Raw genomic sequence first — 14,047 nt, forward strand, 5'->3', positions numbered from 1 at the left:
CATCATCGTGAAGGAGTGGATGCCCATGAAGAACGCCAACGCCGATAAAGCGATGGTTCTGCCTCGAAGCGATTCGAGGCGGGGCCCCCGCCTCTTAAAGCAAATGGCCAAGCGGTATGATCTGTATCTCATGCTGCTACTGCCCATCGTCTGGTATTTGGTGTTTCACTACGGTCCGTTGTACGGGCTGCAGATTGCCTTTAAAAATTTCAATCCGGCCAAAGGCATTCTCGGCAGCAGCTGGGAGGGCTTCGGACACTTCGAACGCTTCTTCGACTCGTATTATTTCTGGCGGCTGCTGTGGAATACGCTGTCCATCAATTTGTTCTCGCTCTTGATTGCCTTTCCGATTCCGATCCTGCTGGCCTTAATCATCAGCGAAATACGCAGCAAGACCTTCAGCAAATGGCTGCAGAACATTACGTACATACCGCATTTTATATCGGTAGTTGTAATCGTCGGCATCCTGAATGTGTTCCTGTCGCCGACCAGCGGTCCCATCAATCTGTTGATCGAGGCACTCGGCGGCACGCCGATCCGCTTTCTGGAGGAAGCGGGCTGGTTCAAGACCATCTTTATCGGTTCTAACATATGGCAGAGCATGGGGTGGCAGTCCATTATCTACATTGCGGCGCTGAGCGGAGTGAACCCGCAGCTGTACGAGGCGGCGAAGATGGACGGGGCTTCAAGGCTGCGGCGCATTTGGCATATTTCCTTGCCGGGCATCGCGCCAGTCATCATTATTTTGCTTATTTTGGATATCGGCCATTTCATGAACGTGGGCTTCGAGAAAATATTATTGATGCAGAACAACTTGAATCTGGAATCAAGCGACGTCATCTCCACGTTTGTCTACACGACAGGCATTTTAAAAGGGGAATACAGTTACACGGCCGCGATCGGGCTGTTTAATTCCGCCATCAATCTGGTGCTGCTCCTGCTGGTGAACCGCATTGCGCGCAAGACGTCGGAGACGAGCTTATGGTAAAGGGGGGACCGACATGTCCAAACCATCGACAGTAAAGGAAGCCTCGAGTGAACGGCTATTCGACATCCTGATCTACGCGATCGCCGCTATCATTATCGTCATCGTGCTGTATCCGCTGTTGTTTATCGTCAGCGCTTCGTTCAGCGACCCGGCACGGGTATTGAACGGCGAAGTTTGGCTGCTGCCGAAGGGCGTGACGCTGGATGCCTATGAGAATATTTTGCACAACGACAAGATTTGGACGGGATACCGCAATACCATCCTCTACACGACCATCGGCACGGCGATCAATATCATCATGACGATATTGGCGGCCTATCCGCTGTCGAGACCCGATCTTCCCGGACGCAACGGGATCATGGTACTGATCACGCTGACCATGTTCTTCAACGGCGGGCTGATTCCGACGTATCTGTTGGTCAAGGACCTGGGGATGGTCGACACGATGTGGGCGCTGATCATTCCCGGCGCGATCGCCACGTACAATCTGATCGTAATGAGGACGTATTTCCAATCGAGCATTCCCTGGGAGCTGCAGGAGGCGGCCCATATCGACGGGTGCTCCAATTGGAGGCTGCTGTTTAGCATCATCTTGCCCTTATCGAAGCCGATCCTGGCGGTCATGGTGTTGTTTTATGCGGTCGGCCATTGGAATTCGTTCTTTAACGCACTCATATACATCCGAAACGAAGATCTGCACCCGCTTCAGCTGGTGCTGCGCGAAATTTTGCTGATCAGCCAATCGGATGCCGTGGACGGCAGCGTGGGACTGGAAAAAAGCATCCTGCTGGCCGAAAGCATCAAATACGCGGTCATTATCGTATCCAGTTTGCCTGTACTGCTGATGTATCCTTTGGTGCAGCGGCATTTCGTGAAAGGCGTCATGATCGGCTCGATCAAGGGGTAATGCCGGTATGATCGCACGGCTCACCCTAAAATTCCATTGGAGGTTATATTCTTGAATACGAACGCAACGATTACCATTGATTGCAGCCGCAAGAGCGAGCATGAGATTAATCCGTATCTGTTCGGGCATTTTGTGGAGGATATCCGGGACCATATGGAGGCGATGCTCGCGTTTCCGCTGAAGGACATGGATTTTGAGAGCGATGCCGAAACGAAGACGCCGGTATCGGGAAGCTGGCGCGCGTATACGAACGGACGCAACACCCAGTACGCGATGGAAGCACCGGCGCCCCGGCATTCGGGAAGAGCCCAGCGCATCCGCATCCTGAGCGATGACGAAGCTTATGCCGGCATAACGCAGAAGGCGGCATTAAAGGGGCCGATGAACTATACGGTCCGGCTTGTCGCCCGCGCCTCCATTGAACTTCAATACGTGATGGTGGAAGCTGTCGACCGGCGCACGGAAGAGACGCTTGGACGGCTTCGCATGGAGCTTGGCAGCCATAACTGGCAGCACTATGAGGAGCAGCTGTCCATATCGCGCGAATGCACAGATGCCGAGATCCGGGTATATGTTCCGGCTGAGCATCCAAGGTGGATCGATCACGTGTCCACCGGCATGCTCTGGATCGATCACGTCTCTTTGCTGCCCGTCGACAGCATCGCCATGGTCAAACGCGAAGTGGTCGAGATGACTAAAGATTTGAATGCGGGCATGATGAGACTCGCAGGCAATTACATCAGCGCTTACCATTGGGAGCATGGCGTCGGTCCCGTCCTGGAAAGGCCGGTCATGTACAATGAGGCCTGGGGAGGGTGGACCAGCAAATATTTCGGAACGGACGAATTCATCCGTTTTTGCCGAGAGCTGCAGGTGGAGCCCCTGATTTGCGTGAACGACGGATCGGGCACCCCTGAAGAAGCCGCGCAGTGGATCGAATATTGCAACGGGAGCGCGGATACGCCGATGGGGGCTTTACGTGCCCGGAACGGCTTCCCTGAGCCGTATAACGTCAAGTACTGGGAGATCGGCAACGAAGTGTGGGGCCAATGGCAGGTCGGAACTTGCACGGCAGAGCGGTTTGCGGAGCGTACGATATCGTTTGCCAAGGCCATGAAGGAGGCGGACCCCTCCATCGTGCTGCTGGCCTGCGGTCATTACGAGCAGAACTGGAATAAGGCCGTGCTGGACCTGGCCGGCGAGAGCATGGATTATTTGACGCTGCATTTGTATCACGGCTACGGCCCTTTCGGCATGAACCGGGATACGCCGGCGGAGGATCGCTATAAGGCGATTGCCTCTTATCCCGAGTGGACCCGACACCATGTCCGGCAGACGACGGAGCTGATCCGGTCCCGCCCGGAGCACAGCCACGTCAAGCTGGCGATCACCGAATACAACACGATGTATTATCCGAATACGGTGCGAAAAGGGCTTCCGAACGAGCACACGCTGGGAGCCGCGGTGGCCAATGCCGCCAACCTGAATGAAATGATGCGCTGCAGCGACATGGTGCACATCGGCAGCTTCTCTGACCTGGTAAATGGCTGGCTGGGCGGCTGCATACGCGTCGGGGACTATTATGCGGACCAATACTGCGGCAAGCAGCCCGGCTGGAGCGGGCATCCCCTTACGATCTACGGGACGCCGACCTATGAAGTGCTGAAGCTTTACGCCAATCGGGACGTTCGGCGCGTCCTTCCGGTCCAAGCGGAATGCGGAACCTTCTCCGTGGCTTCGATGAAGGAGACGCCTATGGCGCTTGACGCGCTTCCGGACCTGGACATCGTGGCGGGGACGAATGACGACGGCAGCATCGTCACCGTGTTGATCGTCAATCGAAGCCTGGAAGCGGTTAGGGCCGTGCTGAATTTGAAGGCCTTCAAGGCTTCCGGGGAAACGACCCTTTACGAAATCACCGGCGATTCTTACGATGACATCAACTCCGTTTTCCAGCCGGAACGTATTATGTGCAAGGAAAGCAGGGTTCCTGCAGAGGCGTGGCGCCAAGGCTACGACTTACGGCCTTCATCCGTTTACGCACTGGAATTCAGAGCGCAGGTGTGATGATATGAAGCCGTCCTTTTAAAATGAATGTTTTCGTGCGAAAAAGTCGGACTGCGCTTGCAGTTTCCGGCTTTTTTTTGCGCAGGGAACGTTTCCGTCCGGGCCTGAATCCATGCAGGAAAATCGTACGAATGGACACGAAATGTTACATGATTCATCGTTTAACTTATTTATGGGAAGTGTAATTAGAGACTAAATACAAGGATGGGGTGATTAAGATGTCAAACGGAACCGTTGTGAATCAGGAAGCGGTCGAGACCGTGAAGGATATTATCAAGGATATCGAAACGGCGATGTTCTCCACGATATCGGAGGGCGGGATCAATGCCAGACCGATGCAAACGCAGGATATCGAATTCGACGGCGACTTGTGGTTCTTAACAAAGCGGGATACCAGCAAATACGAAGAAATCCTGGCGAATCCCAACGTGAATGTCGCTTATGTGGGCAAATCCTACGTATCGATCCGAGGCAAAGCCGAAGTCGTGGATGATCTGGAGAAGAAGAAGGCGCTCTGGAATGCGGCGTACGAAAAATTTCTGCAGACGTCCTATGACGATCCCAACATTATTCTGATCAAGGTGGACACGGACACCGCGGAGTATTGGGAAACCGGAAACAAAACGAAAACGGTGAAAGCCTTCTTCAAGAAAATGGTGGGCCAAGAGCCCAAGGGCGACTCGGATATAAACAAAACCGTAGATCTCCATTGATAACGAAATTCGTTCATTAGCAGTGGCAAAACCGCAGGATCCTGCATCACGATCCTGCGGTTTTTTTATGTTAGCCGAACCCGCATGCGCATATCCTTCAATACGGATCCCGTTTTGGTTATGAATGGATGAGCACCGGATGGGGTGGGCACTTTAATACATAACAGGGCATATTTAGCACCAAGAAGGAATATACCTCATCAAACAAGTGAGAATTATGTGAATTCGTGCTGGAATTCGCCTGCAAACCATAACGTGCAACTGGATGGTTTGATTACCGTCATGATATAATTTTTTCATAAATATGAAAAGTAGATTCCAGGAGAGGAGGTAGTACATTGGGAAGGCGTTATTGCAAATGGATCAAATTGCGGAATTAGGTTGTAATATTCTCTTCTGCGAACTACCTCTTTTTCATGGAAATATCGTATATAGAATGACCTGTTCAGATGCAAAAGCACATGGCCTTTAATTCAATTTGGAGGTGAATCCCTCTGAAGAGGGAAATCATTGGACATTATTACCATCGTTAATTTAATCATACTTGCCATACTGATTGCGTTGACCGCTTTTTTCGTGGCGTCCGAGTTTGCCGTCGTTAAAATCCGCATGTCGCGGATCGATCAATTAATAACGGAAGGAAACAAGAAGGCGGTTGTTGCCAAAAAGGTAGCCGGCGATCTCGATTACTATCTCTCGGCCTGCCAGCTCGGCATTACGGTGACGGCGCTGGGGCTCGGGGCCATCGGCAAGCCGGCCGTTGAGCGTTTCATGTACCCGGTATTTGATTGGTTTGACGTATCGGCTTCAACGGCTTCGATTGCCTCATACGCCATTGCGTTCATTCTCGTGACCTTTTTGCATGTCGTGGTGGGAGAGATGGCGCCCAAGACCTTGGCTATTCAATTCTCGGAAAAGACGACGCTGCTCCTTGCAGCCCCGCTGTATTGGTTCGGCAAGCTGATGTATCCGTTCATTTGGGCGTTGAATGGAGCCTCGCGCGTGCTGCTTCGTGCATTCGGCGTAAAACCTGCGCCGCATGAGCAGGCTTATACGGAGGAGGAACTGCGCATCGTCATGGCGCAGAGCTTTCAGGGCGGCGAGATCAATGGGACCAAGCTGGCTTACATGGAAAACGTGTTTTCGTTTGATGAGCGCGTGGCCAAAGACATTATGGTACCGAGAACGGATCTGATCACCCTGGATAAAAGCATGGAATACCCGGACATCGTCCGTATCCTGGATGAGAACAACTATACGCGGTACCCTGTCATCGAGGACGGCAGCAAGGATCGGGTGGTTGGCGTCGTCAACGTCAAGAAGATGCTGCCCCATATCGTGGCCGGACGAGACCGCAAGCTGGAAGAATTCGTTCGGGACCTCCCGGTCGTGCTTGAAATTACGCCGATCCAGGATGCCATGCTGAAGATGCAGCAGGAGCAGATGCATATGGCTTTGGTGATTGATGAATACGGCGGTACGGCGGGGATCCTGACCCTGGAGGATATTTTGGAAGAGATCGTAGGGGAAATTCGCGACGAATTCGATGAAGATGAAGTAGCGGATATCCGGAAGATCGGGGAACGCGAATATCTGATAAGCGGACGGGTTCTCTTGGAGGAGCTTGAGAAGCGCTTCGGCTTGGTATTCGAGGATAACGAGGAGATGGATACGATCGGCGGCTGGATACAGTACCAGAAAGGCACGACGGCTCAGGACGGCGATGAGATCCAGCATGGCGAGCATATATGGGCCGTAGCGGAAACGGATAATTTTCAGATCAAACACGTCATTCTCAGACACGGATGATCTAGGGCATGGCATGATCCCGTGTACATTTAGACCATAACTTTTTTGGAGGTGAATCCCTCGCAAGAGGGAAATCATTGGACGGAATAATCGCGTTGAATTTATTTTTGGTAGCCGTGTTCATCGGACTGACTGCATTTTTCGTAGGGGCCGAATTCGCCATCTTGAAGGTGCGGCTGTCCCGGATCGATCAATTGATCGCCGAAGGGAATAAACGGGCGGTCACGGCCAGGAAGGTAGCCCATGAACTGGATTACTATTTGTCCGCCTGCCAGCTTGGAATTACCATTACGGCTCTCGTGCTGGGCGCGCTGGGCGAACCGACCGTCGAAAGGATGCTGCATCCGCTGTTTGAACGATTCGACGTGCCGGCGGCGGTGGCAACGGTACTCTCTTATGCCATTGCCCTCGGGATCATCACGTTCCTGCATGTCGTCATCGGGGAATTGGCACCTAAAACATTGGCGATCCAATTTGCCGAGAAAATGACGCTGCTGCTGGCGTCTCCCTTGTATTGGTTCGGGAAGATCATGTATCCGTTCATCTATGCATTGAATGGAGCTTCGCGTCTCCTGCTTCGAGTATTCGGCGTAAAGCCGGCAGGGCATGAAACGGTCCATTCCGAGGAGGAACTGAAGTGGATCGTGGACCAGAGCTACGAGAGCGGCGAAATTAACCAGACCGAGATGGGGTATTTGACCAATATATTTGCTTTTGATGAGCGTACCTTGCGCGAAATCATGGTCCCGAGAGATCGCATCGTTACGGTAGAACGAGGGTGGCCCCTTGCCAATATCCTGGAGGTTCTGGGCGAGTACGACTATACCCGTTACCCGGTGACGGAATCGGGACGCGCGGAGGATTTCATCGGGTTTATCCATACGAAGGAGATGCTGACGGGCATAGCGGCCGGAAGAAACTGCAGCGTGAATGACTTTATTCACGACATGCCGCGTTTCCCGGAGTCGTCTTCGATCAAGGACGTCCTGATCAAGATGCAGCAAATCCGCGTGCATATGGCCGTCGTGACGGACGAATCCGGCGTGGCCATCGGGCTGGTGACGATGGAGGATATTCTGGAGGAGATCGTGGGCGACATTCGGGACGAATCGGATCGTCGCGAGCTGCAGGGTGCACACGCCTAAGCGATGACGAACTAGCATCGGGCACGATCCAGGAATAGGGTTCAATGTCCTTGTGGCCACCCATCCGCGGTGAGAGGGCATGGAATTGCCGAAACATAAAAAGAGCAGCTTCAACACGAAGCTGCTCTTTTTGCATGTGTTCTATCGAGTAGGTCTGCGTGCTGCCCCCATCGTAAAGCCGAAGCTGTACGTGCGGTTGGAAGGCAGCGTGAATTCTTCATGGATCGGCGCTCCCCAGCTGTCGTCGCCGCCGACGCCCATTTGCTTGTAATTGATGCGCAGGACGGTTTTATCGCTTGGCGGGAGCTTGTACGCATGGTCGCTGCCCTCCAGTTCCTCCGGCGTCCACGGCAGTGCGCATACCTCCATGAGGGAGGAACTCTCGAATTCCAGTCCGTCCCCGCCACTCTCCCCGGTTAGCAGTGCGAAGCGCACATCCGTTTTATTCCCGCACTCTTGAGGCCTCAGATAAGGGACGAACTGATCGGCGACCTTGCCCTCGTATCGGCCGATTTTGGCTCCTGTCTTCCGGTCCCAATAATTATCATGCGGTCCCCGCCCATACCAGCTGAGCGTATCGAGTCCTTCATCCAGCAAGAACAGCATGCCGACTTCCGGAATGTCGGGCAGACCGGCACCAGGGATCAAGGTTTCATGCACGCGGACAGTGCCGTCCGGATAGATTCGATATTCCAGCGTCAGGCTGGATACGGGATTGGTTTCGATCCGATAGTGGCTGGAGACCACGACGGCAGGGCCTTCCGCATGCCAGCGCAAAGACAGCAGCTTTCGCCGATCATGGGCCGTTCTCCACACGCCGCTGCGTTCAGGAAGCCGGTTGCCCAGATCGTTGTCGGTGACGGCCCGCCAGAAATTCGGTCTTGCGGGGGCCAGCAGGCATTCCCTGCCGGACAGTGCGTAGGATGTCAGATCGCCGGTGCCAAGGCGGAAACGCAACGAGACGGCGGAACCCCTGATGATAAGCTCTTCATCCGACTCGGCAGCTTCCAGAGCCTGCACGTTTGCAAGAGCGTCCGTTTCGGGTTGCTCGGCTATATACGGCGTCAGCACAAACTGCTCCCAAGCCTCCTCATGTCCTGCAGGCGCCCACTTGGTGCTCTCCTTCCGAACGAGGGAGACGGTGAGAATCGCTTCTTTTCCTTCGTCCTCCACAGGGGAGTACGGAACGTGAATTTCCGCTTGCTCACCTGGCTGAAGCGAGAGCTCGAGCGTGCCGGATTGGCTGACTTTGCCGTTTAGCGTTACGTCCCATTGTACAAGATACGAATCGAGGCTGGTAAACAAGAAGCGGTTGCTGACCCGAATCCGGCTTGCGGCAGGATCCAGGCTTTCGAACTTGACGTTCTGGTAGCATTTTTTCACTTCGTCCAGCTTGGGGGTTTTGGTTCGATCCGCGAAGATCAGGCCGTTCCCGCTGAAGTTGCCGTCATGCGGCGTTTCGTTGAAGTCCCCGCCGTACGCCAAATATGGTATTCCGTCCGCCGTTTGGGTGAGGATCGCTTGATCGATCCAATCCCATATAAAAGCCCCCTGCAAAATGTCGTACTTCTCAAACAGCTCCCAATAGAGGTGAAGCCCGCCGCAGGAATTCCCCATCGCATGACTGTACTCGCAAATGATATAAGGCTTATCCGGATTGCTGTTGGCATACTTCTCCACATCCTGCGGCCTTGCATACATGGTGGATTCCATGTCGCTGGCCGCTTCGGACGCCCTGTAATGAAAGATTCCCTCGTAATGAACCAGCCGCGACGGATCGGCTTCCTTCAGAAAATCGTGCATCGCAATGAAGTTGTCGCCTCCGAACGATTCGTTGCCAAGCGACCAGATGATGACCGAGGGGTGATTCTTGTCGCGTTGGAACATCGAATTGCAGCGGTCCAATACGTTGTCGCGCCACTCCAGCTTGCTGCCGGGCACCGTTTCTTCCAGCTCCTGCTGCCCATACCTCCAGGTTCCGTGCGTCTCCAAATTCGTTTCATCAATAACGTATAACCCATATTCATCGCAGAGGTCATACCATACGGATTGATTCGGGTAATGGGAAGTCCGTACCGCATTAATGTTATGCGTCTTCATCAGCTCAATATCGGTGATCATGTCTTCACGGCTGAGAGCCCGTCCGGTATCCGGGGAGAATTCATGCCGGTTTACGCCTTTGAACAGAATGCGCTGACCGTTGATTCGCATCAGCCCGTCCTTCAGCTCGAAGCGGCGGAATCCCGTGCGGCAGCTTACGGCTCCGCGGCAAGCTCCGTCCGTATTCTTCAATGCCAAGACAACGGTGTATAAATAAGGCGATTCCGCGCTCCATTTCTCGGGTTCGGGGACGTTCATGCTCAGGGTAAAACTGCCCTCGTCAATGATGTAATCCGCAATGGTGAGTGTTTGTTTCTGGACCAGCTGCCGGTCCTGATCGTAGAGAAGCGCCTCCAACTGGAGCGTGTCCTTGTCGATGGTCTCGTTATAATAATTCGTGACGGCTGCATCGATTTGCAGCTCGGCATGCCGGTACTCGTCATCAAGAACCGGGCGTACGAAGAAATCGGAGATATGGACGGCAGGGACCGAATAGAGATAGACCTCGCGGAAGATCCCGCTAAGCCTCCAAAAATCCTGATCCTCAAGCCAGCTCGCGTCGCACCATCGGTATACTTCAACGGCCAATTTGTTCTTGCCCTCAACCAGATAGGGGGTAAGGTCGAACTCGGCCGGCGTAAAAGTATCCTCGCTATACCCGACCATCTCGCCGTTCACCCATACATAGAAAGCGGATTCAACACCTTGGAAGCTAATATAAACGGGTTGTTCCTTCCATGTGTCAGGTACCGTGAATTCACGGATGTAGGAGCCCACGGGATTGTATCGGGTCGGTGCGAAGGGGGCTTTCAATTCAGGCTCCGATTCGGCCCAGGGGTATCTTACATTCGTATATTGAGGATAGTCATAGCCTTGAAGCTGCCAATGGGAAGGGACGGGAAGATCGGCCCAGCTCTCGGAATCGTAATCGGCCTCGTAGAAATTTTGGATGCGCTCTTCAGGCGTTTTGGCGAAAGCGAATTTCCAGGTCCCGTTCAATGACTGATACCAGGGGGACATGGCGTGGTCAAGGCTCAGCGCCTCGGACTCCGTCGGAAAATTCATCATGTAAGCATGGGCCTTGTGACGGTTCAACTGAAAAATATTCGGATTATTATTCCATTCGGGATAACCGTTTGCAGGTGCCTGGTAAATGAATTTGGTACGCAATGTGCTCAGCTCCTCCTAGATTATGGTTTCCTTCTACTGACAGTATAGAGGTTAATTCCGCCCAAGAGTATAAGGAAGTTGCGCTATTTCTATCAAACGATCAACAAAACAGCGAAATTTCGATCACTTAGATGGTCATTTGCATATCTTGCTGCCAGGGAAGCCGCCAGTTATGTCCAGCGCCATCAACATGACCAATATTACATTTACATGGAATAACGTTTATGAAATAATAGTTAGTAAATGATCATTCACTAACGATGGGAGGAACGTGCATGGTAAGACCTCGCGAATTTCAAGATGAGGTGATCTTCCACGGCGTCTACCGGGCACTATGCAAAAAAGGGTACGGCCAGTTAGCCTTAACCGACATCACGCATGAAATGAACATCTCGCCGGCAGCCTTAATGAAGCGATTCGGCTCGAAGAAGAATCTGCTCCTGGCCTACAGCGATTATGTCATTCAATTAACCAAGCAAGCCTTCCATGATGCGAGTTTGTCCGGCCAATCCCAAATCGAGGCGCTTAAGACGGTGTTCAGGGATGCCGTCTCGCATATGAAGGATCCTGTGGAATTGGCCAACCACACCTCCTTCTATCTGGAAGGGACGAATGATCCGGATTTGTTAGAGAAGACCCGGTACCGGCTGCAGCTGATCGATGAGTTTACCCGAAAGATGCTGGATCAGGCGATCACGAATAACGAGATCGTGCCATGTGACGTGGCACGGGTCAGCCGGGTGCTGCAAGCCGCGATCAGCGGCGCCATGCTGATCTGGATCAAAGAGTCGGACCGAAGCTTGGACGAACTGTTTGACGAGTGCTTTCAGGTCATATTCGCCTCGCTCGTTCAAGGCGGTACGGAATAATGCCCATTTTATTATGGAGAGGTGGAGGGCTATGCCGGTTTACAAAGGAAGGGAAGTCGATTTGTATTATGAAGTGAAGGGAGAAGGGAAGCCGCTGGTATTTACGCACGGAGCTTCCTGGAATCATAAACAGTGGCGGCCTCAAGTCGATGCCTTCTCCCGTCGGTATCAAACCGTGGTGTGGGATATCCGGGGGCATGGCTCCTCTTCCTTGCCGCATGGCAAGGTGGATTCGGAGGATTTCAGCAGGGATTTGGCGGATTTGCTAAGCGAACTCGGCATTGAACAAGCGACGCTTTGCGGGCTGTCCCTGGGCGGTCATATTTCGCTGCAGACTGCCGTTCGCTATCCGGAGAAGGTTGCGGCCCTGGTACTGATCGGCACGCCGTTCACGAATGCGTTTAATTGGTTCGAGCGCATGTTCGTGCCGGTAAACCGTTTAACAAGTTATCTGATGCCGATGTCCTTATCCGGAAAAATACAAGGCAGGATGTTATCCAAATTTAATAAGAGCAATCAAGCCTATATTGAGCAAGCTTTTGGCTCCATTGCTCATTCCGATTGGATTCGGATATGGGATGCGGTGACCCGAATGGACAGCACGCATGATCTGCACAAAATCCAGTGTCCGGTATTGCTGCTTCAAGGCGAAAGCGACACGATGATCCGAAGGCAGCAGGCATACATGCAGGAACAAATAGCGAACGCGCAATTGAAAATCATCCGAAACGCTCATCACGCAACGAATTTGGATAACCCCGACGAGGTGAACGAGGCGATCGCTTCATTTCTGTCGGAACACGCGATTTAGCGGTATTCGAGCACTTTCATTGACACCCCAAAACAGGGTTGCTACAATTTTAGGCATATATCCATCGGAATACAAGGGTTATCAAGGAGGGGACGAACTTGAATCGATTCGGTTCCACAGATCCATTCATACGTAATGAACGCGAAGCGGTGATCGCGGCCCGGGCCGACAAGCTGGGAGCGATATTCGCGGAAAGAGCACCTCAGCACGATCTGGAGGGATCGTTTCCGTTCGAGAATTTTGATGATTTGAAGGAGTCCGGTTATCTGAAGCTGACCGTTCCGGCAGCCTTTGGAGGAGAAGAAGCCTCCGTATACGAAATGGTGCTTGCCCAGGAACGGCTCGCCCGAGGAGACGGGTCTACGGCGCTGGCCGTAGGCTGGCATATCGGGCAGATACTGCAGCTGCGCCTTTCCGGGGCTTGGCCGGAGCCGTTATTTGAGAGATTGTGCAGAGACGTTGTAGCAGAAGGCACGGTCATTAATGAGCTGGCGAGCGAGCCTGCGACGGGGAGCCCCAGCCGGGGCGGAAGGCCGGAGACGACGGCACGGCGGGTGTCGGGCGGCTGGCGCATCACCGGACGCAAAACCTTCAGCACGTTAAGCCCGATCTTGAAGCAATTCGTGGTTACGGCCGGAATCGAGCATAGCGAGAAGGTCGGCGCGTTCCTCGTTCGCAGCGGGCCCGGGGTCAAGGTTGAAGAGACCTGGAATACGATGGGCATGCGGGCAACGGGAAGCCATGACGTGATTCTGGAGGACGTATTCGTGCCGGACACGGAAGTCATTCGGGGACCCGATTATGAGAAGCCTGAGTTTCCCGTGCCTACGGAAGGCATTCTGCTTCATATTCCGGCATGTTATATGGGGATTGCTTATGCCGCGCGGAATTTTGCCATCGATTTTGCCCGTCGTCATCAACCGAACTCCTTGACGGTGCCCATTGCCGAATTGCCGAATGTCCAAAGGCAGATCGCCCAAATCGAAGTGGACCTGCTGACGGCCCGCAGTTACCTGTACCAAACCGCCGACCGCTGGGACAAGGAAGCGGAGAACCGCGCCGCGCTCAAACCCGAGCTTGGGCTTGCCAAGTACGTCGTGACCAATGCGACGGTCCGGATTGTCGATCAGGCCATGCGGATCGTTGGGGGATTGAGTCTCTCCCGGAAGCTCCCGTTGGAGCGTATGTACCGGGATGTCCGGGCAGGTCTTCATAATCCGCCGATGGATGATGTCGTGCTGACGAATTTGGCCAAACGGGCCCTTTCGGAAGCGGAGGAGAAGGAAAAGCAGGAGCCTTGATCTGATCGGACGAGAGAATAGGCCACTTAGCAGGAAATAAGGATAGAAACCGCGGGAGAGCTGGCTCCGGCGGTTTTTTTTGCGCTTCGCGTGCCGGACATTCCTTCTTGCGGCTCCATTACATAATCGCGGCATCTTCTGCAGCCTCTGCTTCATATACATACACT

General features: G+C 53.4%; 10 protein-coding genes. 9 read left to right on the forward strand and 1 reads right to left on the reverse strand.

Annotated features, from left to right (window positions below; all coding sequences use genetic code 11):
- Positions 1 to 25 precede the first annotated feature (25 nt).
- The 6 genes from GYMC10_RS03805 (at position 26) to GYMC10_RS03830 (ending at position 7,629) form a co-directional block, all read left to right on the forward strand.
- Positions 26 to 988 carry an ABC transporter permease gene (locus GYMC10_RS03805; RefSeq protein WP_012818935.1) on the forward strand — a complete coding sequence of 321 codons (963 nt, stop codon included), beginning with the start codon at positions 26 to 28 and terminating at the stop codon, positions 986 to 988.
- A 13-nt stretch (positions 989 to 1,001) separates the two neighbouring features.
- Positions 1,002 to 1,895: a carbohydrate ABC transporter permease gene (locus GYMC10_RS03810; protein WP_012818936.1), complete on the forward strand. Its 894-nt coding sequence runs from the start codon at positions 1,002 to 1,004 to the stop codon at positions 1,893 to 1,895.
- A 51-nt stretch (positions 1,896 to 1,946) separates the two neighbouring features.
- Positions 1,947 to 3,962: an alpha-L-arabinofuranosidase C-terminal domain-containing protein gene (locus tag GYMC10_RS03815; protein ID WP_012818937.1), complete on the forward strand. Its 2,016-nt coding sequence runs from the start codon at positions 1,947 to 1,949 to the stop codon at positions 3,960 to 3,962.
- 218 nt (positions 3,963 to 4,180) lie between these two features.
- On the forward strand, positions 4,181 to 4,675 hold the full coding sequence (locus GYMC10_RS03820; protein ID WP_012818938.1) for a pyridoxamine 5'-phosphate oxidase family protein: 495 nt from the start codon (positions 4,181 to 4,183) through the stop codon (positions 4,673 to 4,675).
- Positions 4,676 to 5,185: 510 nt separating this feature from the next.
- Entirely contained in the window at positions 5,186 to 6,484 is a 1,299-nt protein-coding gene (locus GYMC10_RS03825) for a hemolysin family protein (RefSeq protein WP_012818939.1), read from the forward strand.
- Positions 6,485 to 6,561: 77 nt separating this feature from the next.
- The gene (locus GYMC10_RS03830; RefSeq protein WP_012818940.1) at positions 6,562 to 7,629 is read left to right on the forward strand and encodes a hemolysin family protein; all 1,068 of its coding nucleotides are present in this window, start codon (positions 6,562 to 6,564) and stop codon (positions 7,627 to 7,629) included.
- 141 nt (positions 7,630 to 7,770) lie between these two features.
- Here GYMC10_RS03830 and GYMC10_RS03835 read toward each other — a convergent pair whose 3' ends face one another.
- The gene (locus tag GYMC10_RS03835; RefSeq protein ID WP_012818941.1) at positions 7,771 to 10,899 is read right to left on the reverse strand and encodes a glycoside hydrolase family 2 TIM barrel-domain containing protein; all 3,129 of its coding nucleotides are present in this window, start codon (positions 10,897 to 10,899) and stop codon (positions 7,771 to 7,773) included.
- 275 nt (positions 10,900 to 11,174) lie between these two features.
- On the opposite strand from GYMC10_RS03835, the gene GYMC10_RS03840 reads away from it, so the two are divergent.
- The 3 genes from GYMC10_RS03840 to GYMC10_RS03850 all read left to right on the forward strand — a co-directional run bounded on the left by GYMC10_RS03840 (position 11,175) and on the right by GYMC10_RS03850 (position 13,880).
- Entirely contained in the window at positions 11,175 to 11,768 is a 594-nt protein-coding gene (locus GYMC10_RS03840; RefSeq protein ID WP_012818942.1) for a TetR/AcrR family transcriptional regulator, read from the forward strand.
- A 31-nt stretch (positions 11,769 to 11,799) separates the two neighbouring features.
- Positions 11,800 to 12,579, forward strand: coding sequence for an alpha/beta fold hydrolase (locus tag GYMC10_RS03845; protein ID WP_012818943.1), 780 nt, complete (start codon positions 11,800 to 11,802; stop codon positions 12,577 to 12,579).
- A 98-nt stretch (positions 12,580 to 12,677) separates the two neighbouring features.
- Positions 12,678 to 13,880 (forward strand): acyl-CoA dehydrogenase family protein, encoded by a 1,203-nt coding sequence (locus GYMC10_RS03850; RefSeq protein WP_012818944.1) that lies wholly within the window; start codon positions 12,678 to 12,680, stop codon positions 13,878 to 13,880.
- Positions 13,881 to 14,047 lie beyond the last annotated feature (167 nt).

The organism is Paenibacillus sp. Y412MC10, from assembly GCF_000024685.1.
GTDB lineage: Bacteria > Bacillota > Bacilli > Paenibacillales > Paenibacillaceae > Paenibacillus_AQ > Paenibacillus_AQ lautus_A.